The 25072-nt window shown below is 69.7% G+C and carries 21 protein-coding genes and 1 pseudogene; 9 read left to right on the top strand and 13 right to left on the bottom strand.

From position 1 onward, the window contains the following. Positions 1 to 467: 467 nt before the first annotated feature. From NH2_RS09280 to NH2_RS09235, 10 genes are all read right to left on the bottom strand, one after another. Positions 468 to 1784 carry a cytochrome P450 gene (locus NH2_RS09280; RefSeq protein WP_067651227.1) on the bottom strand — a complete coding sequence of 439 codons (1317 nt, stop codon included), beginning with the start codon at positions 1782 to 1784 and terminating at the stop codon, positions 468 to 470. After that, positions 1781 to 2980 carry an MFS transporter gene (locus NH2_RS09275; protein ID WP_067651225.1) on the bottom strand — a complete coding sequence of 400 codons (1200 nt, stop codon included), beginning with the start codon at positions 2978 to 2980 and terminating at the stop codon, positions 1781 to 1783. The genes NH2_RS09280 and NH2_RS09275 overlap by 4 nt, the downstream gene beginning before the upstream one ends. Then, positions 2962 to 3945: an NAD(P)-dependent oxidoreductase gene (locus NH2_RS09270; protein WP_067651222.1), complete on the bottom strand. Its 984-nt coding sequence runs from the start codon at positions 3943 to 3945 to the stop codon at positions 2962 to 2964. Before NH2_RS09270 ends, NH2_RS09275 begins: the two co-directional genes overlap by 19 nt. Beyond that, on the bottom strand, positions 3945 to 5237 hold the full coding sequence (locus NH2_RS09265) for a cytochrome P450 (RefSeq protein ID WP_169811466.1): 1293 nt from the start codon (positions 5235 to 5237) through the stop codon (positions 3945 to 3947). Before NH2_RS09265 ends, NH2_RS09270 begins: the two co-directional genes overlap by 1 nt. Next, complete coding sequence (locus NH2_RS09260) at positions 5218 to 5817, bottom strand: GNAT family N-acetyltransferase (protein ID WP_067651216.1); 600 nt, start codon at positions 5815 to 5817, stop codon at positions 5218 to 5220. Before NH2_RS09260 ends, NH2_RS09265 begins: the two co-directional genes overlap by 20 nt. A gap of 77 nt (positions 5818 to 5894) precedes the next feature. Further along, positions 5895 to 6926 carry an ATP-grasp domain-containing protein gene (locus NH2_RS09255; RefSeq protein WP_067651213.1) on the bottom strand — a complete coding sequence of 344 codons (1032 nt, stop codon included), beginning with the start codon at positions 6924 to 6926 and terminating at the stop codon, positions 5895 to 5897. Between the two features lie 94 nt (positions 6927 to 7020). Further along, complete coding sequence (locus tag NH2_RS09250; RefSeq protein WP_067651211.1) at positions 7021 to 8139, bottom strand: pyridoxal phosphate-dependent aminotransferase; 1119 nt, start codon at positions 8137 to 8139, stop codon at positions 7021 to 7023. Beyond that, positions 8132 to 9109 carry an arginase family protein gene (locus NH2_RS09245; RefSeq protein WP_067651208.1) on the bottom strand — a complete coding sequence of 326 codons (978 nt, stop codon included), beginning with the start codon at positions 9107 to 9109 and terminating at the stop codon, positions 8132 to 8134. The genes NH2_RS09250 and NH2_RS09245 overlap by 8 nt, the downstream gene beginning before the upstream one ends. Continuing rightward, a complete protein-coding gene (locus NH2_RS09240) occupies positions 9102 to 10115 on the bottom strand; it encodes a methyltransferase (RefSeq protein ID WP_067651206.1) in 1014 nt (337 codons plus the stop codon). The genes NH2_RS09245 and NH2_RS09240 overlap by 8 nt, the downstream gene beginning before the upstream one ends. 36 nt (positions 10116 to 10151) lie before the next feature. Next, positions 10152 to 11348 carry a 4-hydroxyphenylacetate 3-hydroxylase N-terminal domain-containing protein gene (locus NH2_RS09235; protein WP_084505359.1) on the bottom strand — a complete coding sequence of 399 codons (1197 nt, stop codon included), beginning with the start codon at positions 11346 to 11348 and terminating at the stop codon, positions 10152 to 10154. Positions 11349 to 11548: 200 nt separating this feature from the next. Here NH2_RS09235 and NH2_RS09230 point away from each other — a divergent pair, with 200 nt between their 5' ends. The 9 genes from NH2_RS09230 to NH2_RS09190 all read left to right on the top strand — a co-directional run bounded on the left by NH2_RS09230 (position 11549) and on the right by NH2_RS09190 (position 23314). Continuing rightward, the gene (locus tag NH2_RS09230; protein WP_067651200.1) at positions 11549 to 16324 is read left to right on the top strand and encodes a type I polyketide synthase; all 4776 of its coding nucleotides are present in this window, start codon (positions 11549 to 11551) and stop codon (positions 16322 to 16324) included. Continuing rightward, the gene (locus NH2_RS09225) at positions 16321 to 17163 is read left to right on the top strand and encodes a 3-hydroxyacyl-CoA dehydrogenase family protein (protein WP_067651197.1); all 843 of its coding nucleotides are present in this window, start codon (positions 16321 to 16323) and stop codon (positions 17161 to 17163) included. Before NH2_RS09230 ends, NH2_RS09225 begins: the two co-directional genes overlap by 4 nt. A 51-nt stretch (positions 17164 to 17214) precedes the next feature. After that, entirely contained in the window at positions 17215 to 17472 is a 258-nt protein-coding gene (locus tag NH2_RS09220; RefSeq protein ID WP_067651194.1) for an acyl carrier protein, read from the top strand. Beyond that, positions 17472 to 18629, top strand: coding sequence for an acyl-CoA dehydrogenase family protein (locus NH2_RS09215; protein ID WP_067651191.1), 1158 nt, complete (start codon positions 17472 to 17474; stop codon positions 18627 to 18629). The genes NH2_RS09220 and NH2_RS09215 overlap by 1 nt, the downstream gene beginning before the upstream one ends. Before the next feature lie 14 nt (positions 18630 to 18643). Continuing rightward, positions 18644 to 19702 carry an HAD-IIIC family phosphatase gene (locus NH2_RS09210; RefSeq protein WP_067651188.1) on the top strand — a complete coding sequence of 353 codons (1059 nt, stop codon included), beginning with the start codon at positions 18644 to 18646 and terminating at the stop codon, positions 19700 to 19702. Then, positions 19699 to 20457, top strand: coding sequence for a thioesterase II family protein (locus tag NH2_RS09205; RefSeq protein WP_067651185.1), 759 nt, complete (start codon positions 19699 to 19701; stop codon positions 20455 to 20457). Before NH2_RS09210 ends, NH2_RS09205 begins: the two co-directional genes overlap by 4 nt. Then, the gene (locus NH2_RS09200) at positions 20454 to 21137 is read left to right on the top strand and encodes a 4'-phosphopantetheinyl transferase family protein (RefSeq protein WP_067651182.1); all 684 of its coding nucleotides are present in this window, start codon (positions 20454 to 20456) and stop codon (positions 21135 to 21137) included. Before NH2_RS09205 ends, NH2_RS09200 begins: the two co-directional genes overlap by 4 nt. Continuing rightward, positions 21134 to 22867: a fatty acyl-AMP ligase gene (locus tag NH2_RS09195; RefSeq protein WP_067651179.1), complete on the top strand. Its 1734-nt coding sequence runs from the start codon at positions 21134 to 21136 to the stop codon at positions 22865 to 22867. Before NH2_RS09200 ends, NH2_RS09195 begins: the two co-directional genes overlap by 4 nt. A gap of 69 nt (positions 22868 to 22936) precedes the next feature. Continuing rightward, positions 22937 to 23314 carry a carbohydrate kinase family protein gene (locus NH2_RS09190; protein ID WP_067651176.1) on the top strand — a complete coding sequence of 126 codons (378 nt, stop codon included), beginning with the start codon at positions 22937 to 22939 and terminating at the stop codon, positions 23312 to 23314. 806 nt (positions 23315 to 24120) lie between these two features. Here the strand turns inward: NH2_RS09190 and NH2_RS28650 are convergent. The 3 genes and pseudogenes from NH2_RS28650 to NH2_RS29680 form a co-directional block, all read right to left on the bottom strand. After that, positions 24121 to 24543 carry a transposase gene (locus NH2_RS28650; RefSeq protein WP_084505356.1) on the bottom strand — a complete coding sequence of 141 codons (423 nt, stop codon included), beginning with the start codon at positions 24541 to 24543 and terminating at the stop codon, positions 24121 to 24123. After that, on the bottom strand, positions 24540 to 24848 hold the full coding sequence (locus NH2_RS29485) for an IS3 family transposase (RefSeq protein ID WP_067652501.1): 309 nt from the start codon (positions 24846 to 24848) through the stop codon (positions 24540 to 24542). Before NH2_RS29485 ends, NH2_RS28650 begins: the two co-directional genes overlap by 4 nt. A 69-nt stretch (positions 24849 to 24917) precedes the next feature. Further along, positions 24918 to 25031, bottom strand: a pseudogene (locus NH2_RS29680) (transposase); the annotation flags it as partial. Between the last annotated feature and the right edge of the window lie 41 nt (positions 25032 to 25072).

The raw sequence follows: 25072 nt of genomic DNA, 5'->3' as shown, positions 1-25072 counted from the left end.
GAATTGTTGACCGGGCCCGCCGCATGGGAGGGCTGTGACTTCACCGATCCCTCCCGGTGGACACTCGCGCTAGATTCGGGGTGATATTCGCGGACTAGGGCCGGCATTGCGGTGTCCCGCGAACTCGTCGACGGCCGCGGATTCGATGTGCTCCGCGGGTTCCGGTGCGCTGATATCCAAAATTGCCGAGTCGGGGATCTCGCCGACGCCTCGACCCAGGGTACCCGACCAACGAGGAACTACTATTTCACATCGATAGTTCGGATATGGGTCGGGCTGCTCTGCTCCCGCTCCTCCGAGCGCGGCGTAGACAGCGTGCTCACCAGTAATCACCGGGCATTCTCTATTCCAGGTTCGACTACGACAGCCGCGACGAGCAGGCCGAGGGCGAATTTCGCTGCAATCGAAAACAATATGGTCGTCCACTCCGGGCCGGTCTTCCCGGGACGGGACGCCGCCCCGGTGGATCAGTCGGGCGCCAACCCGGTGATCAGCACGCGGGCCGCTCGGGCGGGGACATTGGTGATGTTGCGGACGCGGCCGCGCTCGGGCGGGCCCGGCAGCGTCAGCCGGTAGCGGGTCAGCACGGCGCGCAGCACGACGGTGCCCTCCATCAGGGCGAAGCCGGCCCCGACGCAGCGGCGCGCGCCGCCGCCGAACGGCAACCAGGTATTCGGCGCCACGCCGCCATCCAGGAAGCGGTCGGGCCGGAACCTGCCGGGCTCCGGATGCTCGGCCGGATTCTGGTGGGCGAGCACGATCGACGCCGACACCCGGGTGCCGCGGCGCAACCGGACACCGCCAATGGTCATGTCCCGGCTCGGCTGGCGTTGCACCCGGCCGATCACCATGCGATGGCGCAGCGCCTCCTTCAGCACCGCCTCCAGGTAGACGTCGTCCCCGTCCCGGGCCGCCAGCCGGGCACGGTCCTGGATCCGGGGAGCCGCAGCCAGCTCGTGCAGTGCCCACGACAGCGCCGATGCGGTGGTCTCGTGCCCAGCGAGCAGCAGCGTGACGAGCTGATCGCGCAGCTCGGCATCGCTCAGCGGCTCGGTCGCCGCGGCGTCGCCGGAGCCGGCCACCAGTAGCCGGGCCAGTACGTCCGCGTGCGGGTCGGCGTCCGGTCGTGCGCGTCGGCGGGCGATCTCGGCGTAGAGCAGCCCGTCCAGGTCGGTGAGTGCCGCGCCGAGCCGGCGCCACGGCCCGAAATGGCGCAGCGGGCGCCATTTCCATCCCAGCAGCACTGCGGGCCCGGCTCCGGTGATGCGACGCAGCTTGGGGATCAGCTCGCTTCTGCGCTGCGCGTCGGTGACCCCGAGGATCACTCGCGTGATCACCTCGAGCGTCAGCTCCTCCATGCGGTGCAGGATCGGCTCAACGGTTCCCTCGGCCCATCGCTCGACCTGGGCGGCGGTGATCTCCGCGATCAGCGAGCGATAGCCCTGCAGCGCCGGGCCGGTGAAGGCCGGCATCAGCAGCCTGCGCGCCCGCGCGTGTGCGGCTCCGTCGGTGACCAGCACGGAGTGTTCGCCCATGATCATGGCGAGTTCTCGGTAGGCGGCGCCCGCGTGTAGCTGGGCGGGGTCGGCGGCGAAGATCTCCCGGATGTGTGCGGGCCGGGAGAAGATCACCGTGCGGGCGGGGTAGGGCGGGGCCAGCCGAACGCTGAAGACGTCACCGAAGCGGCGGCGCTGAGCAGCGAGGAACCGGTCGTGCCTGGTGGTGTGCAGCACGGTCTGTATCAGCCGCGGCAGCCGTGGTGCCGGGGGATGGGTACGGGTCACGGGGTGGTCCTTTCCGCCGGGTCGCGATGCTTCCCGGGTGGCGCTGCCGTCCGCCTGCTGTGGCTCTCCAGCAGGGCGAAAGCGAGCGCGCCCAGCGCGGCCGCGCAGATCGGCAGTGCCAGTGGGCTGAGCACCGAGAGCGTGAGGCCACCGGCGATGCTGCCGATCGTCACGCCCAGGTAGGTCGAGGACGAGTTGAGTGCCAGCACCTGCGTTGCCGATTCCGGCGCGGCATCGAGCAACATGGTCTGCATCGTCGGGGCATTCCAGTAGAGGGAGAGCGACCAGACGAGAGTCAGCAGGACCAGGACGGTCATCGGGACCGGAGCCACTGCGGTCAGCGCGGAGAGCGCCACCATCGTGCCGAGGAAGATGCCGAATCCGACGCGCAGTGCCGCCGGGCCGCCTCGCTTGTCCGCGAAGATGCCACCGGCGACGGTGCCTGCCAGCCCGGCGAGCCCGGCCACCGCGAACAGCAGCCCCCGTTGCCGCAGCGACGAATTGGCGAAGGCGTGCGCGAACGGCCCGAAGTAGGTGAACAGCATCAGCGAGCCGCCCAGCAGCACGGTATTGCCGAGCAGTACGACCAGGACCGGCCGGCTCGCCAGCGCGGCCACGTGAGTTCGTGCCGATACCCGCTCGCCGGGCACGGCGAGGTGCCCCCGGACGGTCCACAGCAGGAGCAGCGCAACCACGCTCAGCCCGGCGAAGACCAGGAAGTTTCCCCGCCAGCCGAAGAAGCTCGCGCCAACCGTGCCCAGTGGCACTCCGATCGCCAGCGCACCGACCATGCCGGAGGAGACGACGCCGATGTAGGCGCCCCGCTTCTCCAGTGGGGCGAGCGTCGGCACCACCGCAAACATGGCGGGTAGACAGGCTGCCGCGGCAGCCGCGCTCAGTACGCGCAGGATCAGCAGCGCGGTGAAAGAATCAACCTGCGCGGACAGCAGATTGGTGACGGTGAAAGCGCTCGAGCCAGTCGCGAAGACGGCGAGCCTGCTGCACCGCGCCGTGACGAAGGCGAAAAACGGCGCACCGGCGACTAGCACCAGTGAGTACACCGAGACAAGCTGTCCCGCGGTGGATTCCGATACGCCGAGATCAGCGGCGAGTTCGGGTAGTACACCCGCGATCATATAGTCGTCGGTATAGAAGACGAAAACGGCGAAGGTGACCGTCAGCAACCAGAAGGGCATCGGGGCTCCTGCGGTGTCGGTGGTGGCGCGACGAGGAAATCGGGGTCGATCACCCGGGGATCCACCCGCAGCCACTGCTCGCACGGTGTACCGGTAGCGGCGGCGGCGTAGATAGTGGCCCAGTCGCGGTGGTACAGCGGATCTCCGTCCCAGGGCCGCCAGGCAATGTGCGGGGTCCGCGTGATCCGGCCGCAGGCGACCCACGGCGCGAGTGCCCTGGCCTGGTCCCCATCGTCGACGTCGGTCGTCAGGTGACCCGTCCCGGCGGCCAGCCAGCGCAGCAGCGCGGCCCGCTCGACCGGCGCGGAGCGGGCCGGGTTGATCAGATGCCCGTCGAGCGCGAGGCAGCGCAGCAGCGTATCGCCGGCGAAATCCGACAGCGCGGAAACACCGGGGAGCGCCACCACCATCAGATCGGCGAATCGGTCCGGAAGTTCATCGAGCGGAACGGAATCCGCCGCGCCGAGCCGGATCGCGACGCGCGACCGGGGACGGACCACGGTTACCCGGGCACCGAGCCGGGCGAGGACGTCGGCGACGGTGCGCCCGACGGCGCCGTACCCGAGGACGACGGCGGCGCGGCGGTGGAACGGCTTCGGCACGGCGGTGGCGGTGGCCGTGCGCAGGACGTGCTGGGTGACTACGTACTCCGCGAGCGAGGGTGCGTAGGCACGTGCGCTCCGGGTCACCACATTGTGCCTGGCGAGCGCGGGGACGTGCGGATAGTCGGGGGCGGACGACACCAGGTGGACCCAGGAGCCCCTCGTGCTGGTGGCGATGTGGCGAAGCTGCGCGCCACTGAGGTCGTGTGCGGCGAGCGCGACCATGCTGCCTCGCAGGGCAGTGCCGGGGGCCACCGGCTCGACCCGTACGCGATGGCCGCGCAGCGCCTCGGCGACGACCTCGGGGTCGGTGGAGCTGCCCACGCAGTAGAGCGTCGACCGATCGACGGTGACGGCTCGCATCAGGAACCTCCGATGAGCATGAGCGGAACCCGGACGTGGCCGTGCAGCACCACGGAGTCGCGCCATTGTCTGCCGGGCAACAGCACGGCGTCCGGGAACACGGACAGGAAGCGGCCGACGGCCACCTGGCCCTGCACCTTGGCAAGCGCGGCGCCGAGGCAGCGGTGCGCACCGGTGGAGAAGCTCATGCCGGTGTGCTCAGCGACGTTTCCGACGTCGAGCCGGCCCGGGTCGGGGTATATCCGGCTGTCGTAGTTGACCGCACCCACCCAGATCAGTGCACCGGTGCCGGACGCGACGGCCTTACCGTCCACGACCGTGTCGACCCGGGCCGTGCGGTGCGTGAGCTGGATGGGGGAGTCGTAGCGCAGCAACTCCTCGAACCAGGCATCGGTCACCACGCCGTCGGCGACAACGTCGGTGGCGATGCCGTGTTCGAGCACCGCGACGATGGCGTTGGCGATGAAGCTGACGGTGGTCTCGAAGCCCGCCGCGAAGACGAAGCCGACCAGGGTGAGCAGTTCGGGGAAGGTGAGTTCGCCCGCGCGATGCAGGCGAACGCACTCCGAGAGGAACCCGTCGGGGAGTTGTCCGGGCTCGAGGACGCAGCCGCGGACGAAATCGGTGAATTTGCGCGCCTGCGTCATCCCGCGCCGGTAGTCCAGGTAGGGGATGCCGACATCGAGCAGTTTGGCGCCGCGGCTGCCCAGCGCGTCGAGCAGGTCGGCGTCCAGCTGGGGCATGCCGAGGAAATCGGAGATTACGCGGATCGGGATCTTGCGCGCGAAATCCGCTACGAGGTCGATCTCCCGGCGGCCGTCCAGCTCCGCGAGTACCGCGTCGGTGTGCGCAGTGATGATGTCGACCGATCGGAGCACCGCGCGCTTGGTGAAGAGCGGAAAGGCGATGCGCCGCAGCCGGGTGTGCTCGGGCGGGTCGACGAAGACCAACGCGGGCGCATCGAGCGCGATAGGTACCGCCCGCCGGGAGAGCCGGCGATACAGCCCGGCCGCGGCCGGGATCGCCACCGGCTGTTCGGCCGACCAGTCCGGACTGCGCAGGATCTCTTCGCTCTCTCGGTACCCGGTTACCACGAGTCCCGCCGCGCTCCGATGCACGCCGGGCTCGGCGCCGAGCTTCGTCAGGATGGCCCGATAGGGGTCACCCTTCGCGGGCGGCCTCAGGACGAGCCTGCCCGGGTCGTCGCGGTCGCCCAGTAACGCGTCGGGGAGCAGCCGCAGCGGGCCGTGCAGCAGGAACCAGCGAACCGGATCACTGAGCAGCGAGTTCACGAAGTACATTGTCGACACCCCCCTGTTCGGTCATCGCGGCGTAGAAATCGTCGCGTTCGAAGCGGAACAACGCGGCGCGCTTGTGTGGCAGGTCGATCTCGCCGAGCTCCCGCCCATTCGCGATCGCGCAGACCGCGCGGTCGAGCGCGCGCACCTGCCGATTGGCGGCGGCCGGATCGGAGACCACTCCGGTGCAGTCCGGGTGCGCCGCGAAGATCCCCGCGATCAGCGCGACCCAGAAGGGCAGCGCGAAGCCGAAGTACTCCGGATCGCCGATGCAGCCGTGCATGCCGATATCGAATTCCGGCGTCTCATAGCAGTCGGCGACCACGTCCAGCGCGACCCGGTACAGCTCGGTGTAGCCGCCCCGGCGGCCGCCCTGTCCCACCAGGAACGGCCTGGTCTTGGTGTCGGAGAACTGGAACTCGATCTCCTGCTGCCACCCGTCGCGCCCCCAGTCCTTGTTCATCGCGAGCTTCACGTGCGGCTCGGCCATCCACCGGGACACCTGGTCGATCTCAGCCGCGCTGTGCGGAGTCACCGGGGTCAGCTCCCACGGCGCCGGGAGCGTGATCGGCACCCAGGGTCGGAAAGCGAAGTCACCCAGCGGTTCTCCGTAGCGCCGGGTGCGATCTATCGGTCGTCGCAGCCCGGTCGTCACGGTGCCTCATTGCTGATCGCCAGCAGCTCCAGCGCGGTCAGGACGCTGTCGGTCGGGCCGGTGATTCTGGCCCGGCCGCCGAGCGTGATCCAGTCGAAGGTGGCGCGCACCGGAAGGTGGCCGATCCGTTCCGCGCCGGTGATCGGCTCCCGCACCCGCCACAGCCACGCGGCGGACGCCTTTGCGTCCGCTACGGGCATCTTCCACGGCAGCCCGGCCTGGATCGAGAGATTGAGCAGTTCCAGATCGACGCCGGTGATCGCCCGGGACTGGAAGGGCACCTCGCCACCGGACGCGCGGGCGCAGACCTCGCTGACCACGATATCCTCCGGCGCGGTGCCGCCCGCGAGATACTCGACGTGGGCGGTGAACGTGCCGTCCAGCCCGAGCGCCCTACAGGTGCGCACGGCGAGCTGGGCGAGGAGGGGCTCGGTCGACGTGTCGGCCCGGGCCGAGCCGGACGGACCGCCGCGGGTCAGATCGAGCAGGGAGCGGACGTAGCGGCCGGAGAACAGGTGCGTGACCGCACCGTCGGCCACCAGCACTTCAGAATGGTATTGCGGGCCGTCCAGCAGCCGCTCGACGAGGCCGTTGTCGAGCGCGAAGAGATCGACGTCCGCATATCTCTCGATCCGGATGCCGCGGAGGTTGGCCTCGGCGGCCGGTTTGACGACTACCATTTCGTCGGGGTCGAAACCGCCGAAATTCCCGGCCTTCGTCACGATTCCGGCAGTCACGATCAGCGACTCGGTGACCGGCAGCCCGGCCTCCTCCAGCGCCCTCCGCATCACGCCCTTGTCCCGATAGTTGTTCCACGACCCGGGGATCGGAGTGCGCAGCCCCCGTTCGTCGCAGAGCGCGCGGGCGGTGTCGAGCAGGTACTCGTCGTTGGTGACGATGGCGACGGTCGAGTCGGGTAGCAGTGCCCGCCACTCGGCCGGGTCGGCGATCCGCTCGTCGCCGATGCCGTCGAGCGCCACGTCGGCGTCGCGGACCAGCGGAGTTTCGCCGGTCCGGAGAATCCGCAAATCGGCTCCGGCTCCCCGCACCGCCGCGGCGAAGTCCGTAAGACCGACGCTGCCGAGTGACTGTTTCGCCTGGAGCAGAACTACTGTCGCGCGCTCAGCTGGTGACAACACGCCTCCACGTCTCGAGGTGCTGGTCGACGCGCCGGCAGCCCGCGATGACAGACTCCGGATCGCGCGCCAGCGATATCCGGATCAGGTCGGTGCCGCGGTCGGGCCGGTCCCAGTAGAACAGCTCACCGGGGAGCACATGCACCCCTCCCGCGTCCAGCGCGGTGTAGAGCGCGTGCGCTTCGACCCCCTCCGGAAGCTGGAAGGTGTCGACCGAGATCCGGGAGTCGGGATAGGCCGGCGAGAGCTTGATGTGGTCGCGCGCCAGGGCGCGGTTGTGTCCGATGTGCGCGCGCAACCGGTCGTAACCCCCGCGCCTGCCGTCCTCGGCGAACAACTCGACAACCCGCAGGATGAACGGTGATGCGGAGAGCATGTGATCGGAGTACATCCGCGCCAACGGGAGCGGATTCCCGGTGTTCCAGTTGAGGAAGCCGGTCTTGAGCTCCTGGAGCGGCCAGAGCTTGCCGGTGTCCTCGATGACCACCCAGTCCGGTTCGTGCCTGGCGAGCGTGGCGTACATGTCGTACTGGGCGCGTAGATCCTGGGCCCGGAAGCAGGAATCGATGACCAGGACGGTGTCACGCTCGGCGCACGCGGCGGCGATCAGCGCGAGCCGTTCCGGATCCAGTACGGTGCCGGTCGGATTATTCGGTGACACCAGGAAGAGCACCCCCCCGGTCGGCGGCAGCTGGCCGAGCGGCCCCGCGGTGACCGCGGATTCGGCGACCGGATGGATCCGCAGCCCGTGGCCGGCGAGCAGATCGTGCAGGTTGTCGAAGGTCGGTTCGACCATGGTCACCGGCCTTCCGGTGATCCGGATCGCCTTGCCCACCATGTCGATGGCGGTCGAGGAGGAGTAGCAGCTCCGGAACTCGATATCGTCGGCGAGCGCGCCGTGCTGTCCGATCGAGGTCAGGAAGGTCGCGCGCGCCTCGCGTTCCACCACACCGACGGGGATCCGCCGGGTCGACGCGAAGATGTCGGGGAAGCCGAGCACGATCTCGGCCTGTCCGGGTGACAGTGACATCCGCGGGTGCCCGTCGGAGAGGTTCACCCCCTCGACGAGCGCCTTGACCTCGAGATCGGTGATGTTGTCACGCATGGCTGCCGCCGTCCTGACGTTGCCGGCTCCGCCGGGCCGCGACGAGCGCCATTATCTCGAAGATCACCGCGGCCCCGAGGTGGGCGGTGATGTCGGCCGTGTCGTACGGCGGGGCGATCTCCACGACCGAGACGGTTCGGATGTCCGGCAATTCCAGCTTCCGGAGCAGCCGCAGCGCGAAGGCGGAGCTGGGGCCTCCGACCTCGGGTGTGCCGGTGCCGGGCGCGCAGGACGGATCGACGAAGTCGATGTCGAAGGTCAATGCCACCGGATTCGAGCCGACCGTCTCGGCGATACGCCTGGCGAGTTCCGCGCAGCCGAGCTCCATCGCCTCGTCGCTGTGCACGACGGTGAATCCGAGGCCGTCCTCGGCCAGGTCCTCGCGCGGAACGCTGCCGCGCATCCCTATTTGGATACTGGTCGACGGATCCACGAGTTCCTCGTCCACCGCGCGGCGATACACCGTGCCGTGGAAATGCGCGACGCCGAAGTAGTCGTCGAGCACGTCTCGGTGCGCGTCCAGCTGGATGAGCGAGAGCGGACCGTGATGCCTGGCCGCCGCGCGCAGTTCGGCGATGGCCAGGCTGTGATCGCCCCCGACCAGGATGGGCAGCGCACCGGTCTCGTGTACAGCGTCCACCGCGGACTCGATCAGCTCCAGGGTCCGCAGATGGTAGCCGGGCACGACATGGACGTCGCCGCCGTCCACCACGCGCAGGACATCGGTGATGACCAGTTCCCGCTCACGGCTGCCCAATCGGGCCAGCGTGCTCGCCGCGCGTACCGCTTCCGGTCCAAAGCGGGCGCCACTCCGATAGCCGGTGGCGCCATCGACCGGTACCCCGAGGATTACCGCGTCCACACCGGATTCGGGGCTCAGCTCGGCGACCGGTCGGTGCGGGAGCCGGAAGAAGGTGCGCGGGCCGGAGCTGAGGCGGGAGACAGCCTGGCTGTCGGTGTAGTCAGTCATCGCCGGTCCCGCTGCGTCGTAGCAGGGTCGCGGTCACGATCCCGGTCTCGTCGAGACCGGGGGTGTCGGCGTCGGCGTCGATTACGGTGAGCCCCGCGCTGCCGTACAGGTCGGTCCAGTACTCCTTGGTCGCGAGGCGCTGGTCGGTGAACGGGTGCAGCAGGAAGTAGTGGTTGTAGTAGTTCGTGCGGTGTGGATCACGCATCCGCTCCGCATCGTCCCAGCAGTAGTCGATATCGATGACCAGCAGCTCGATGTCCGGATTGGTATCGAAGAGGGCGCGCAGAAATGCCCGCACCCCGACTTCGCCGCTTTGGCCGAGGATTTCGTGGATGACGAAGCTGATGATGCCGAAGTCATACCGGGCTCCGGTATTCTCCAAATGGCCGATGGCGTCGGCGGTCACGATGTCGATCCGGTCGGCATACGGTGATTCGCCGACGAAATCCGCTGCCGCAGCAGCTCCTTCGGGGCTGGGCTCGATACCGGTGAGGCGCATCCCGGGGTACTTCGCTGCCAGCGTTGTGAGGAAGATGCCGCTGCCGCAGCCGAGGTCGATGCCGCTGCGATAGCTACGCCCGCGCCGATCGAGGACCCGGTCCATGAGCGGGATCGCGTCGTGAACGCTGATCTCGCAGCTGCCGATGCCGACCATCCGCCCGTCCCGCGGGACCGCGGCGGGGGAGCCGAAGCCGCGGCCGATCTCCAGGAAGGTGCGGCCGTATCCGCCGATCATCATCTGGTACCAGCCGCGTGCCTCCCAGATCCGCACCAGCTTGTCGGTGGCCCGGTCATCGACGACGTACCCCGCGGTGCGCAGGAACAGGGCGAGCGCGTCCACCCGTTCCGGGGTGGTGACCACCGATTCCAGTGCTTTGCGCGCCGAAACCCCGTTCACGACGAGCTGCTCCACGACACCGTGTTCGAGCAGGTTGTACAGCACCGCCGACTGCACGAATCCGCTGAACGGCTCGAGCGCGTCGATGAGACGATTCCGAGTGAGCATGTCGTGTACCTCTTCTTTCGCAGTATTCTCTGCGGATCAGCCGGCGGCGAGCCGGTCGGGATCACCCACGAACGCGAGTTCGTATTTGTTCTGCCGGTAGCCGTAGGCGCCCGAGCACAGATTCGTGAAGAGTGTCCAATCGGAGAGTTGCGGCGCCGCCGGAATCAGCCCGGTCCGGTTCGCCCTACCTGGTTTCGCGCAGATAAGATCGAGGCCGGCGATCGAGGCAAGAATCGCAGTCGCGGTTTCGATGCGTTCGGTAAAATTAGCGATTCCGTGCAACAAAAGTTCCCGATCCGCGGCCCAGAATCCGCAGCGTTCGTCGAAGCCCGCCGATTCGAGCGCGGCCTGGAAGTCCCGCTCGGTATTCGCGGCGAAGCGGGTGAGTTTCGCCAGGGCGATCCCGGGCTCCTTCGCGGAGGTCGGTCCGCTGTCCAGCACCCGGGCGGCCAGTGCGCGGTACATCTGCGCCTTCGCCGCCATCCGGGCCAGCGCCTGGATCCAGGCCGGGCCGGTCATCCCGGTGCCCGCTCGCAGGGTGTTGCAGCGCTCGACCGCGCGGTCGAGGAAGACCAGGGAGTGCGGGACGAACGCGTGCTCCAGCTCGACGATCGCGTCCTGCTCGTCGAGCACGTCGATGGATTCGTCCGGCAGCTCGTGCGCCCCACGGAATCCGGGGCGCCGATGGATCATCACCCCCGCGGTATCCGGCTCGACTGCGACGCACAGCGCGGCCGGCGCCTCCGCCGGGGACAGCATCCGGTACGGGTAGATCAGCAGCAGATCGGCGTACGGGGCCAGGGTCGCCAGCTGCTTGAAACCGCTGAGGTACACGCCGTCCGCATCCCGGTCGACCACCCGGAGCAGCCGGGCGCCGTCGACCTGTCCCCGCTCGGAGACATCCGAGATCGCATGGGTGAGGACCCGGCCCCGAGCCCGGCACTCGGCGTGGAACTCGCGCACCCGGTCGGCGCCCGCACCGAAATGCGCGGCATTCACCGCCCACGCGGAGACGATGCCAGCCAGGAAATCCGGGCTACGGCCGAGCAGGCCGCCGCTGTACTCGGCGAAACGCCGAATCTCCCCCACGTACGTCAGGAATTCATTCTCGGTCGCCGGTGCCGTCCAGATACTCTCCCAGAAAGTCGTCAGCGCGGGATCGGCGCGCAATCCCCCCAGGGTTCTCCCGAAGGGAGATATTTCGGTCGAAGTCGCGACCTGCTGAGTTTCCAATGGTTATCCTTGCGCTGGCCCGCGATCGGATTTTGGTTGTGCCGGTTTTCGGCAGCTCGGTCCCACGGTAGACGACAGGCCGGTTGCCGCAATCCCCCCGATCGGGGGGTTGATGGTCCCGCGAATTCACAGAGAATATGTTCGACCGAATATTTGTGCCATTCCCGGGTCCGGAGGGGGTATCGGTGTTGCCGAACGGGATGACTGCCGCCGCCATCGACCGGCCCGCTATCGAGAGCTGGCTGGCCGCGCGGATCGGCGAGATCGCCGGGATCGAAGCGGCCGCCGTCGACCGCACGGCTGCCTTCGCCGACTACGGCCTGACCTCATCGGATGCCGTCGGCCTCTCCGGCGAGCTGGAGGAGATGCTCGGGCGCACACTCAGCGAAACGCTGCTGTACGAGTTCCCGACCATCGAGTCGGTGAGTGCAGCGCTGGCCGGACCCACCGCAGCCGCTCGACCGGCCGGAATCGGCACCAGATCGCATCCGGATGACCCCGTCATCGGCATCACCGGGCTCGCATGCCGGTTTCCCGGTGGCGCGGATTCCCCAGAGTTGTTCTGGCGCAACCTCGCCGACGGTGTCGACGCCGCGGCTGAGGTGCCGCCGGACCGGTGGGACGCCACCGCCTGCTTCGACCCCGACCCCGGGCGGCCGGGTACCGTCTACACCACCAGGGGCGCGTTCGTCGACGATCTCGCGGGCTTCGATGCCCGATTCTTCGGTATCTCCCCCCGCGAAGCGGCGCGGATGGACCCGCAGCAGCGGATGCTGCTCGAGGTGAGCTGGGCAGCGCTGGAGGACGCCGGCCTGTCCTCCGATCGGCTCCGCACCACGCGCACGGGCGTCTTCGTCGGCATGATGGCAGACGGCCGATACGCGAATCTGCTCGTCGACCGTGGCGGCCACGGTGAACTCGATGACCCGTATCTCGGGCTGGGGAACGCCTCCAGCGTCGTGGCGGGGCGGCTGTCTTACCTGCTCGACCTGCGGGGACCGAGCGTGGTCATCGACACCGCCTGTTCGTCATCGCTGGTGGCACTGCACCTGGCGGTGAACAGCATCCGGAACGGCGACTGCGATCGGGCAGTGGTCGCCGGGGTCGGCGCGACGGTGCACCCCAACACCTTCCTGCAGGCCTGCAAGATGCGGATGCTCGCGGCCGATGGCCGCTGCAAGACCTTCGACGCGGCTGCCGACGGCTTTCTCCTCGGCGAGGGATGTGGCGCGGTCGTCATCGAGCGGGCCGGCGACGCCGCCGCGCGGCAGCGTCGGGTGCTGGCTGTGGTGCGCGGCTCGGCGGTGAATCAGGACGGCACGAGCAACGGGCTCACCGCGCCGAACCCGGCCGCACAGGTGGCGGTGGTCCGGGAGGCGCATCTCGGGGCCGGAATCGACCCCGATGATGTCGGGTACGTCGAGGCACACGGCTCCGGAACCCAGCTCGGTGATGCCATGGAGATCGCCGCGCTGACCGAGGTGTTCGGCGGCCGAGCGGCGAGCCGGCCGCTGTACGTGGGTGCGGTGAAGACCAATATCGGCCACCTGACCGGGGCGGCGGGTATCGCCGGGCTGATCAAGGCCGTCCTGGTGCTCGGGCGTCGCACCATCCCTCGGAATTTGCATCTGTCCCTGCCGAATCCGACCATCGACTGGACTGCCGCGCCGGTTCGTCTGCCGCACGAGAACATTCGCTGGCCGGGGACGGAGATTCCGGTGGCCGGAGTCAGTTCGTTCGGCTGGTCGGGCACCAACGCGCACGTCGTGCTCGCGGCCGCGCCGCCGGCCGCGAAGCCGGACCCCGGATCCGGGCGGTGGCATGTGCTTCCGCTGTCGGGGCGTGCACCGCGGGCGGTCACCGACGCGGCGCGGGCGGTCGCCGAGCACCTGCGCGCCAACCCCGGGGTGGACCCGGCCGACCTGGCCGCCACGCTGCAATCCGGGCGGACCCCGATGCCGCATCGCGCCGCCGTCGCGTTCCGCACGATCCCGGAGGCGGTCCGCGAACTCGACGAGATCGGCCGCCGGATACCGGTGCGCGCGGTGCCCCGCGGTGCTCCGCCTGCCGTGCGTTTCGTCGTGCCAGGCACCGGCGACCAGTTTCCCGGCATGGCTCGCGAGCTCTACCGGTCGGAGCCCGCCTTCCGCACCGCGCTCGACCAGTGTGCCGAGGTCGCGGCCGACGCACTGGGATGCGACCTGCGCGCGGCGCTCTATCCACAGGACTCGGTGGCCGCGCCGGACCCGTTCGCCGCGCTGCGCCGCGGCCCGGCCGCGCCGACCGGCGAACTCGTCACCCGGATCGACCTGGCCCACGCCGTGGTCTTCGCGCTCGGCTACGCCTCCGCGCAGCTGTGGCAGGCATACGGTATCGAGCCCACCGGCCTGCTCGGCTACAGCCTCGGCGAGTACACGGCCGCGTGCCTGGCCGGAGTCATCGAACTTCAGGTCGCACTCCCGCTGGTGGTGCGGCGGGCGCGGCTCGTGGCGAGCGCCGCACCGGGTGCCATGTTGACAGTGGCGACCTCGGCGGAGCGCATCGTCGGCTATCTCCGGCCCGGGCTTTCCTGCGCTGCGCTCAACAGCCCCACCACCGTCGTCGTCGCCGGCCCGGAACTCAAGATCACCGCGCTCGAGCATCGCCTCTCCGCTGACGGCATCGCGAGCCGGGCGGTGCCGGCCACCCGGGCCATGCACACACCGCTGCTGGATCCGCTTCGTGCCGAACTGCGCGCGCTGTTCGACAACGTTCCGCTGCACAAGCCGCGGATCCCGCTGGTGTCCAACCTGACCGGCTCCTGGATCACCGACGATCAGGCCCGCGACCCTGGCTACTGGGCGGAGCACCTGTGCTCACCCGTCCAGTTCGCCGACGGCGTGCAGACCCTGGTCGGTTCGGACCCGTGCGTCGCGGTCGACCTCGGCGCGGGGCAGTTGGCGAGCCTGGTCGGGCAGAATGTCGCCGACCGGGTGGTGGCCATCCCCACGCTGCGCGGCGCCGCCGTCCCCGACCCGGGACCGAAGGTTCTGTGCCGCAGCATCGGCCGGCTCTGGGCGGCCGGTGCGGAGGTGGACTGGCCGCGCGCAGGCGCCCGGGGAGCATCGATATCCCTGCCCACCTACTCGTTTCAGCACCAGAGGTTCTGGCCGGATGCCGGGCCTGCGGTCGCGGCCGCGAGCAGCGGGCCGGAGGTGCTCGAACCACACTGGGCCGCGGCACCCGCGACAGGAAGCGCGGTGCCGGGTCGTGGGCCCTACCTCGTCTTCACCGACCCAGGCACCCGCGCGGTCGGACTCGCCGCACTGGTACTGCAGGAACTGGACGGTGCCGACTGCGTCACCGTCGTTCCCGGCACCGCTTTCGAGGAGAACGGCTCCGACGGGTATCGGGTCCGGCCGGACAACGCGGCCGATCACCAATTGCTGCTGGGCGCACTCGCAGAGCGGGATCTGCTGCCCGCGACCGTGATCCACCTGTGGTCGGTGAGCGGCACGCGGGTGGACCCGGTGACTGCAGAAGGCGTGAACGCGCACCGGCGGCGCGGCTTCGACAGCCTGATGGCGCTGGTCCCGCCGCTCGGCGGGCACTGCGTGGACGGGTGCCGGGTCCTGGTCGTGACCGACCACGCGCAGCTCATCGACCCGGCGGACGTGCTGTATCCCGGGAAGACAACCGTCATCGGGCCCGCCTTGGTCGCCGGCCAGGAGCACCCGGGCCTGTCGGTGCGCCTGCTCGACGTGCTGACGCCGGTGGACGACCCGGCCGTTTCGTGGCCCGCCGTCGCCGCCGCCGTGGTGGGCGAAACCTGCTGGCCTGGAACTGATACGGTGCTCGCCCAGCGCGGCAGACGCAGGCTGGCGCGGCGCTTTCGGCCGTTGGCGCTGGACCCGCCCGCTCGCTACGTCCGCGACGGCGGCGTGTATTTGGTCACCGGTGGCACCGGACAGATCGGGCTCCGGGTCGCGGCGCGGCTGGCTCACGCGGCCACGGATATCGCGCTTGTACTGCTCGCGCGCAGCCCGCTGCCGGAAGACGACGAGCAGCTCGGCGCCGCGCCGGAGCAGCTCCGGGCCCGGGCGCTCGCGCTCCGGGAACTCCGCGAGTCCGGCGCCCGGGTCGAGGTCGTGCCCTGCGATATCGGGGATGCCGCCGCGGCGGCCACCGCCGTCGCCGCCGTCCGGCGCCGGTACGGTCCGATCGACGGAGTGGTGCACGCCGCGGGAGTGCTGGCACCGGAAGCCTTCACCACCATCGCGGCGTCCCGGCCGGAGTTCAGGGCGGCGCACTTCCGGGCCAAGGTGGACGGCACGCTGGCGCTGGCCGCCGCGCTGCACGGCGAACGCCCGGATTTCGTGGTCCTGCTTTCGTCCATGGCGGCGGTGCTCGGCGGCATCGGCTTCGCCACCTATGCGGCCGCGAACGCGTTCCAGGACCACTTCGTCACCCTGCGCAACCTGCCCGGCGGCTCCGCATGGCGCGCGGCGTGCTGGGACACCTGGCAGGACACCGTCCGCCCCGCCGGGGACGGCGGCACACCCGGCTCGCTGACCGAGTATTCCTTCCCCCCGGACGCGGCGCTGGCGGTGCTGGACCGGCTCGTGGCCGACGGGCCCGCCCGAGCGGTGGTCTCCGCGGGCCGACTGCGCGAGCGGTTGGATGCGTGGGCGGGCGGCGACCCGTTCGAAGCACCCGTCGCGGAGGCGCCGGATGGGGTGCCGACGGGCATCGACGCCTACCGGGAGCGGCTCGCACGATTGTGGCAGGACGCGCTCGGCATCGACCGGGTGGGCCCGCACGACGACTTCTTCGAGTACGGCGGCAATTCCCTGGTCGGACTGCAACTGGTCACCGCGATCAACAGGCAGTTCCGGGTGGCCGTTCCCACCGAGACGCTTTTCGAGGCTCCGACGGTGGCGGACATGGCCGAGTACCTGCGCACGGCGACCGCGACGGAAAGGAAGTCCCGGGTATGAAACTGTTCGGAGTGGTCGGTGCGGGCGTGATGGGAGCCGGTGTCGCGCAGACGCTGGCGGCGCACGGCTTCTCGGTCGTCCTGGTCGACAACGTGCGTGCCCAGCTGGAGCGCGCGGAGGCCGAGGTCGTCCGGTACTACCGCACCGGGCGGCTGTTCGGGCACGACACCGGCAAGCACGGGGACCTCACCCAGCGCGTGCGGTACAGCACCGAGCTGGACGATCTCGGTGCTGCGGAATTCGTGGTGGAGAACATCACCGAGGACTGGTCGCGCAAGGCGGAGCTGTATCCGCGGCTGGATCGGATCTGCCCGCTCGAAACGGTTTTCGCGGCGAACACCTCCTGCATTCCGATCAGCAGGATCGCCGCCGAAACAGAACGCCCCGATCGGATTATCGGGATGCACTTCATGAACCCGGTCCCGATGAAGCCCGCCGTCGAGGTGATCCGCGGTAGCCGGACCTCCGATTCCACCGTCGCGACCGCGCTGACCCTGCTCGCCGAGATCGGCAAGCGGGGCATCCTCGTAGGCGATATGCCGGGTTTCGTGTCCAACCGGGTGTTGATGCTCACGATCAACGAGGCGATCGCCCTGGTACGGGACGGCGTCGCGGAGCCCGGCTCGGTGGACGACGTCTTCCGCTCGTGCTTCGGCCACGCCTCCGGCCCGCTGGAGACGGCCGACCTCATCGGCCTGGACACCATCCTGTACAGCATCGAGGGGCTCCGGGAGCACTACGGCGACGATAGGTTCCAGCCCTGCCCGCTGCTCCGGGAGATGGTGGACGCCGGACTGCTCGGTCGAAAATCCGGCCGCGGCTTCTTCTCCTACCCCTAGCCGGTTCGGCTACCCGGACCTCCGCCTCCGCTATCGACAGGACCGCAGCCCATGTTCACCGACGCCCACGCCCAGATCCGTGAATTCGTCGCGCAGCGAGTGCCCGAGGACCTGCTCCGCGACGACCGCGACATCTTCGAAAGCGGCTTTGTCAACTCGCTGTTCGCGATGGAGCTCGTCATGTTCATCGAGCAGCACCTGGGCGCGCGAATCCCCAACGACGACCTGATGCTCGACAACTTCCGCACCATCGACGTGATGGCCGCGCTCGTCCGCCGATTGCGCCACGACGCGGCGGAGGCGGTGTGATGGCGGTCGATACCGGTGTGCAGTCCGGCTTCGCGTGGTCGCGGGGCGAACTCGGCGCATTCGTCGACGAGGTGGTGGCGCCGCGTGCCGCCGAGGCCGATCGCACCGGCCGGATCGATCCGGATGTCCTGTCGGCGTGCGCCGCACGCGGGCTGTGGGGCGCGGTGCTGCCGGTCGCCCAGGGCGGCACCGGCGTCGGGATGGTGGCGCTGGCCCGGCTACACGAGGAGGCCGGCCGGGGCTGCTCCGCCCTGCGCAGCCTGCTGACTGTGCACTCCATGGCACTGTACGCGCTGCACCGGTGGGGGACCGACGGCGTGCGGCAGCGCTGGCAGGCGGCGCTGGTTGCCGGTGAAGCGCTCGGCGCCTTCTGCTTGACGGAAGCCGAGGCGGGCAGCGACTTCGCCGCGATTCGCACCTCCGCCCGGCAGCGCGGGGACGGCTGGATCCTGGACGGCCACAAGCTGTGGGTGACCGGGGGTCAGCTCGCCGACGTCCTGCTGGTCTTCGCCCGGACGCAGACCGGGCCCGCGGCGTTCGTGGTAGACGCCGCGAACCCGGGCGTGCGCCGGATCCCGGTTCCCGGGGTCACCGGTACCCGCGGCAGCCAGGTCGCCGAGATCGTGCTAGACCACTGCGAGCTGCCCCTCGACGCCATCGTCGGACCCGAAGGCATGGGGCTGGCCGTCGCCACCGGGGTACTCGACATCGGGCGGTTCAGCGTCGCCGCGGGCTGCGTCGGCATCCTGCAGGCCTGCCTGCGGGCCTGCGTCGACTACGCCGGCCTCCGGCGCCAGGGCGGTGCGCCGCTCCGCGACCACCAGCTCGTCCAGCAGCTGATCTCGGCCATGGCCGTCGACACCAGGGCGGCACGCGCCCTGGTGGGGCAGGCCGCGCGGCTCAAGGACGAGGGCAGCCCGGACACCATCATGGCGACCTGCATCGCCAAGCAGTTCGCCGCCACCGCGGCGGTGGCCGCGGCCAACGACGCGGTGCAGTTGCACGGCGCCCGCGGGTGCAGCGACGACTACCCCGTCGGGCGCTATCTCCGCGATGCCAAGGTCATGGAGATCATCGAGGGCAGCACCCAGATGCAGCATGTCCTGATCGCCGACGACGCATGCCGCAACCGGGCCCGCGTGGTCATCGTCGAGTGAAGCGGGGGCTTGCGATGAATTCGATACGTCAGCGCCAGATCAAGTGCGTGGTCTGGGATCTCGACCACACTCTCTGGGACGGAACCCTGTTGGAGGGAGCCGAGATCACCGACCTGCGGCCCGGAATCCGGGAGACGCTCGTCGCCCTGGACGAGCGCGGCATACTGCACTCGATCGCGAGCCGCAACGATCCCAGCGCCGTCGCGGCCACGCTGGCCGAGCTCGGCATCGCCGACTACTTCCTGTACCCCCAGATCGGCTGGCAGAGCAAATCGGTGTCGGTAGCGACGATTGCCGAGCGGCTCGGTATCGGCATCGACACGCTCGCCTTCGTCGACGACCAGGAACTCGAACGGGACGAGGTGCGGTTCGCCCATCCCGAGGTGCTGTGTATCGACGCGGAGGAGGCCGCAGGGCTGGCCGGTCGCGCGGAGCTCCGGCCGCGCGCGGTGAGCGCGGACGCCAGGCGCAGGCGGCACCTGTACCGGGCGAGCATCGAACGCACCGAGGCCGAGGAACAGTTCACCGGCACCAGCGAGGAATTCCTGGCCACCCTGGGGATGCGCTTCACGATCGGCCCCGCCACCGCCGCGGACATCGGCCGTGCGGAAGAACTGGTGGTACGGACCAACCAGCTGAACTCCACCGGGATCATGTACTCCGCCGACGAGCTGGCGGCCTACGCGAACTCCGATGAGCACGTCCTGCTGATGGCCGAGCTGGAGGATCGGTACGGGAGCTACGGCCAGATCGGCCTGGCGCTGGCGGAGCGCGGGATCAGTGAGTGGCGGCTGAAGCTGCTGCTGATGTCGTGCCGGGTGATCTCGCGCGGCGTCGGGACGGTGCTGCTGCACCACGTCACGGCTCTGGCCCGCGCCGCCGGGGCCCGCCTGATCGCCGAATTCGTCGGCACCGAGCGTAATCGGATCATGTACATCACCTATCGGTTCGCCGGGTTCGAAGAGGCGGGCGAGCACGACGGCATCACCTTGCTCGCCGCGCCGCCCGGCCCGCCGCCGCCACCACCGCCCTACCTCATCGTGCAAACGCCCGCGCTGGAGCGTGGGGCGTGAACGCGTCGGCGATCGATATTCGCCGGTGGATGCCGTACCCGCCCGCAGGCAGCGGCGCCACCGCCCTGTACTGCCTGCCACACGCCGGTGCGGGCGCCTCGGCCTACCTCCCGTGGCGCAGGCAGCTCGCCCCCGGAGTCGACGTCGTGCCGCTGCAACCACCCGGCCGCGAGATCCGGTTGCGCGAGAAACCCTTCGAGCACATCGACCATCTGCTCGATGATCTGGTGGCGGCGATGGACGGCCACTGGCGGGAGCCGTTCGCGGTGTACGGCCACAGCCTCGGCGCGCTGCTGGCCTACGAACTCACTCGCAGGCTGCTGGTTTCCCGCGGGCCACGGCCGGTGCGGCTGCTGATCTCCGGCAGGCGTGCGCCACACCTGCCGTCCCGGCTGCCGCCGTTGCGCACCGCGCCGGAATCGACCGTGCTCGATGTGGTCCGCGCGCTCGGGGGCACCCCGGATGAGATACTCGGCGACGATCGGATGCGCCGCTCGGTGCTCGCGCTCATGCGCGCGGATCTGTCGGTCGACCAGTCCTACCGCTATCAGCCGGGGCCGCCGCTGGCGCTGCCGATCACCGTATTCGGCGGCAGTGGCGACACCCACGTGCTGCCCGCCGAACTCCTGCAGTGGTCGGAGTACGGCGTGGCGGGGGTCGACATCCGGATGATTCCCGGCGGGCACTTCTTCCCGATCACCCACCAAGACGCCGTCATCGGGCACATTCGGCACTCGCTGGGCAGCCCGGCGTGACCGGGGGCGACGTCGAGCTCCGGTGGTGCGCGCTGACCGGGACACACGCGGCCGCCGATCTCCGGGTGCTGTCCCCGGCCGAGATCGCGCGCAGCACCCGGTTCTGGTCAGCCGAGCACGCGGCCGATTTCGTGCGTGCGCGGGCGATGCTGCGCCACGTGCTCGCCGACCGCACCGGACGCCGGCCCGATGACCTTGTCTTCACCGAGGGGAAGCGCGGAAAGCCCGAATTGTCCGACCGTGCGGTCAGCTTCAACCTCACCCATACCCGGGGGCTCGCCGTGGTCGCGGTCGCCGCGACCGGATCACTCGGTGTCGACGTCGAGGCGGTCGACTCCGGCGCGGTCCCGGTGTGGCTGGCGCCGCGGGTGCTCACGGCACGGGAAGCCGCTGCCGCCGGCACCGACCGGCGCCGCTTCCTTCGGTACTGGGTGGCCAAGGAGAGCTACCTGAAATGGCTGGGGAGCGGGCTGACGATCGCGCCGGACACGCTCGAAACGGGGCTCGACACCGAGGGGCGCGCCGTGGTGACCGAGGTCGAGGGCGGACTCCGAACCGGCTACCTCCATCACTTCGATTTGGGCGCGGGCTACGTCGGGGCCTTCGTCTACGACCACCACGTTCCGTACAGCTCGCCACGCCCGGCGGAATTCCATCGCACGTCAGGAGCACGCGGATGACCACTGTCTCCCCCGTCGGGATCGCGACCCTGGTCGAATTGCTCGCTGCCCGCGCCGCGGCCACCCCGGACGAGGTGCGGTTCCGCTTCCTCGGTGACGGCGACGAATCCACTGCGGCGCTGACGTTCGGTGAGCTGGAGCTCGGCGCCCGCGCGGTGGCCGCGCACCTGGGGCAGACGGCGCAGCCGGGGGATCGCGCGTTGCTGCTCTACGCACCCGGCCTGGAGTTCCTGACCGCGTTCTTCGGCTGCCTCTACGCCGGGGTGATCGCGGTTCCGGTCGCGCCCCCGCACCCGGGCAAACCGGAGGCGGGGCTGGCCCGGCTGGCGTCGATCGCCCGCAATTCCGGTGCCCGCCTGCTGCTCACGGCCTCGGACATCGCTGAACCGGTGACCGCGATCCTGGCGGCGGAGGAGTTCGCCGGGCTGCGGATGGTCGTCACCGACCGAATCGACAGGGCCGAGGCGGATCGCTACCGGGACCCCGGTATCACCGGTGATCGGGTGGCCTACCTGCAGTACTCCTCCGGATCGACCGGGGAGCCGAAAGGGGTCGTGCTCACCCATCGCAATGTGCTCGCCAACCTGAGCATGGTCGCCGCCCGGATCGGGCCGGGGGTCGGGGTGAGCTGGCTGCCGGTGTTCCATGATATGGGGCTGCTCACCATGGTGACGTACCCGGTATATAGCGACTCCACCGTCATCGGGATGTCGCCGCTGGCCTTCGTGCAGCGCCCGGCCCGCTGGATAGCCGCGATGTCGCGCTTCCGGGCCACCCACACGGTCGCGCCCAACTTCGCCTTCGCCCTCGCCGCCCGCCGGGTAACGGCCGCGCGGGTGGAGCGCTACGACCTGTCCCAGCTGCGGGTGGCGCTGTGCGGCGCCGAGCCCGTCCGCCCGGACACGCTGACCGGATTCGCGGAACACTTCGCGCCTGCCGGATTCGATCCCGCCGCCCTGTTCCCCTGCTACGGCCTCGCCGAGGCGACGCTGTTCGTGAGCGGCGGCCCGCGCGGCACCGGACTCAGCACCGTTGATGTCGATCCGCTCGCGTTGACCAGAGGCCGGGTACTGCCGGTCGCAGGCGGCGGCCGCACCCTGGTGGCGAGCGGGCGACCCGACGACGGCTACCACCTCGTCCTGGTCGATCCCGGGTCCGATACACCCGCCGCGGCGGACAGGGTCGGTGAGATCTGTCTGCGCGGAGACAGTATCGGTCTCGGGTACTGGGATGCGCCGGAGGCATCGGCGGCGACCTTCGGCGCTACCGTGACCGGCTACCGAGGGCGGTTTCTTCGTACCGGCGATCTCGGATTCGTGTATGAGGACCGGCTGTACGTCACCGGGCGGCTCAAGGATCTCGTCATCGTGGACGGCGCCAACCACTACCCCTCCGATATCGAGAACACCGCGACGGCCGCACATTCGGCGCTGCGGGCCGATCGATGCGCGGCCTTCCAGGTGCTCGACGACGAACGCCCCCGCCTCGTCGTGGTCGCCGAGCTGAACCGGGATTACGCCGCCGATACCATCGATCCGGCCGGTATCGTCGCCGCGGTGCGTGCCGCCGTCGGCGCCGGCCACGGATTGCGGCTCGATGACGTCGTCCTCACCTCGGCCGGCTCCATTCCCGTGACCTCGAGCGGCAAGGTGCGCCGCTTCGCCGTGCGCGAACGGTATCGCGACGGCGCGATCCCCGATCTGCCTCACATCCGGCCGTTCGACCCCTAGGAGAACCATGAACCCGCTGCCGTCGGTGCCGATAGGTGCTACGGCCTGGCCGAACTCGGCAGGCCGTCGATGCTGCTCGGCGGCGTCGGCCCGGACTTCGCGCCGCACGCACGAGCATTGGCGGCGCGCGGGGTAGCTCTCGACGGAGTCCGGCTGATAGGCGGCGCGCACACGGCACGGTTCACCTGCACGACCGATGTCGATATGGCGCAGCTGGCCGGCATGTACCCCGGCGCGATGGCGCGGGCGGCCGAGGTATCGGTGGCCGAACCCGCCGACCGGCACGGGCCGCCGGAGCTGGTGGTGATCGACGCCAATGATCCGGCGGTCTCCGGCACACCGCCGACTGCCGCCGCCTCGGTATTTCGTTCGCCGCGGACCCGGCGCAGCGGCTGGCTTTCCGGGGTTCCGGTAGTAACCGCCGAAAATCGGGCGGATATGGCGTAGCTGGCTGGCCGGATGTTCGCGGACGAGGAGTTGGAGCGTCTGCGGGGGCCCGGAGATCAGTCGCGAGGCGTTGTTCCGGTTCTTCACGCTGACTCGGGCGGATCTGGCGTTCGTGGACCCGGGCCGCGGTCGGGGCGCGGGCTGGGCGCGGATCGTCTGGATCTGTCGATGCTGCCCGCGGAGCGGCGCCGGTTCCTGGCCGCGATGGGCCGCCGAGCCCCGCGACCTGCTCGACGCCGCCACCGCGACACACGGGCCAGGAACCTGATGGGATCTGCACCAACTCCGGCAGTCGGGCCTGACCCACCTCGGCGAATCCGGCGCCGGCCTGCTCGAACTGATGGCCAAATCCCGGCACCGCAAAGCCGAGAACCTGCGCCGATACTTCAAACCATCCCCACAGGCGATGCGCGAGCTGACCTCGATCTTGGGACCGGGAGCCGACCGCCGCCGCTGACCGACAGCACCGCCATATCCGCCCGATTTTCGGCGACTACTACCGGAACCCCTTTCCTGGACGGCACGGCCATCCGGGGGCCTGATCGGCGGAACGGCTAGATCCGACCGGGCCGGGCCATGCCTTCCGCGCCGGGGTTCCTGGATGTCCGCCTGTGCGTCGGTGACCTGACCTCCGCGGCGCAGCTCGGCTGCGCCGTCGCTGTCGTCATCCCCGAATCGGCCCGCAGAGCTGGTCCTGGGACGCCGGGAGCGGGCATCGGCGCATCGCCGCCACCTACGACTCCCGGCTGCCGACCGGATCGCCCATATCCTGGCCGGTACCCACGCTGTTGAGCGACAAGGTGTTGTCATGACGGATGATGCATCGGAGCGGTCCGGTGTTCGGTTATGTCGCTGAGCCACAACGTATTCGGACGGTCAGCGGTGAAATCACGGAGGACGAGATCGTCATGGACCGGTGGACCCGGCCGTTTACTCTTGCCGCGGCGGGGTTTGCCGAACACCGACCACCACCTGTTGACCGAGCAGATCCGCCACGCGGTCCGCACCGCCATCGGCTCACCCGCCGTCTCGGCTTCGTCGGCCAGGAACCGGTGCCCGAACTCCGGGTCGTCACGGTGAGCGTCGAACAAGGCGTTCGCGCGATAGGCCTCACCGAGCTCGGCGGCGGTGACCGGTCGGGCCAGCCACCGGTAGAACGGTTGGCGAGCGAGCTTCAGTACCCGGCACGTCACCACCACGGGGATCCCGTCGGCGGCGAGCTCGCTCACGAGCGGGTAGAGCCTTTTCCCGGCAGATTCGCCTGGGACAGGTAGGCTGCGGCCCGGCGCAGGACCTCGTTCTCCTGCTCGAGCAATCGGGTCCGGCGCCGCAGTTCCCGCAGCTCAGCGGACTCGCTGCTGCTGGTTCCGGGCTTGTTGCCCTCGTCGATGTCGGCTTGGCGCATCCATTTCGACAGCGTCATCGGATGGATCCCGAAATCCGCGGCGACCTGTTCCAGGGTCACCCCGTCCTCGCGGTTGCGGGCGACCCGGACCACGTCGTCACGGAACTCTCGGGGGTAGGGCTTGGGCACGATGAACATCCTTCCAGGCCGGCCTCTTGGCAAGCCAGATCGATGTCACCCATCCGTGCAGCAGCCCCCGAACAAGATGCCCTGGAACACCAGCCGATCGTCCATCCGCGCCGGGCCTGGTGTTCCCGCCGGCTTGATCGGCAGTAGCGGTTCGATCACTGCCCACAACTCGTCGTCCACGATCCAAGGTGCTGCCACGACCGAACATGCTGCACCACAACGAC

The sequence above is a fragment of the Nocardia harenae NBRC 108248 genome (genome assembly GCF_001612885.1).
Lineage (GTDB): Bacteria > Actinomycetota > Actinomycetes > Mycobacteriales > Mycobacteriaceae > Nocardia > Nocardia harenae.
Note: the sequence above shows the minus strand (reverse complement) of the source record. Positions and strands in the feature narration are given on the sequence as shown.

Excerpts from the sequence above, each read along its gene's own strand:
- NH2_RS09245 (WP_067651208.1), bottom strand. The coding sequence starts at position 9,109 with ATGACTGACTACACCGACAGCCAGGCTGTCTCCCGCCTCAGCTCCGGC.
- NH2_RS09275 (WP_067651225.1), bottom strand. The coding sequence starts at position 2,980 with ATGCCCTTCTGGTTGCTGACGGTCACCTTCGCCGTTTTCGTCTTCTAT.
- NH2_RS09220 (WP_067651194.1), top strand. The coding sequence starts at position 17,215 with ATGTTCACCGACGCCCACGCCCAGATCCGTGAATTCGTCGCGCAGCGA.
- NH2_RS09190 (WP_067651176.1), top strand. The coding sequence starts at position 22,937 with ATGCTGCTCGGCGGCGTCGGCCCGGACTTCGCGCCGCACGCACGAGCA.
- NH2_RS09230 (WP_067651200.1), top strand. The coding sequence starts at position 11,549 with ATGACTGCCGCCGCCATCGACCGGCCCGCTATCGAGAGCTGGCTGGCC.
- NH2_RS09210 (WP_067651188.1), top strand. The coding sequence starts at position 18,644 with ATGAATTCGATACGTCAGCGCCAGATCAAGTGCGTGGTCTGGGATCTC.
- NH2_RS09195 (WP_067651179.1), top strand. The coding sequence starts at position 21,134 with ATGACCACTGTCTCCCCCGTCGGGATCGCGACCCTGGTCGAATTGCTC.
- NH2_RS09250 (WP_067651211.1), bottom strand. The coding sequence starts at position 8,139 with ATGCGTGACAACATCACCGATCTCGAGGTCAAGGCGCTCGTCGAGGGG.
- NH2_RS09240 (WP_067651206.1), bottom strand. The coding sequence starts at position 10,115 with ATGCTCACTCGGAATCGTCTCATCGACGCGCTCGAGCCGTTCAGCGGA.
- NH2_RS09215 (WP_067651191.1), top strand. The coding sequence starts at position 17,472 with ATGGCGGTCGATACCGGTGTGCAGTCCGGCTTCGCGTGGTCGCGGGGC.
- NH2_RS09270 (WP_067651222.1), bottom strand. The coding sequence starts at position 3,945 with ATGCGAGCCGTCACCGTCGATCGGTCGACGCTCTACTGCGTGGGCAGC.
- NH2_RS09225 (WP_067651197.1), top strand. The coding sequence starts at position 16,321 with ATGAAACTGTTCGGAGTGGTCGGTGCGGGCGTGATGGGAGCCGGTGTC.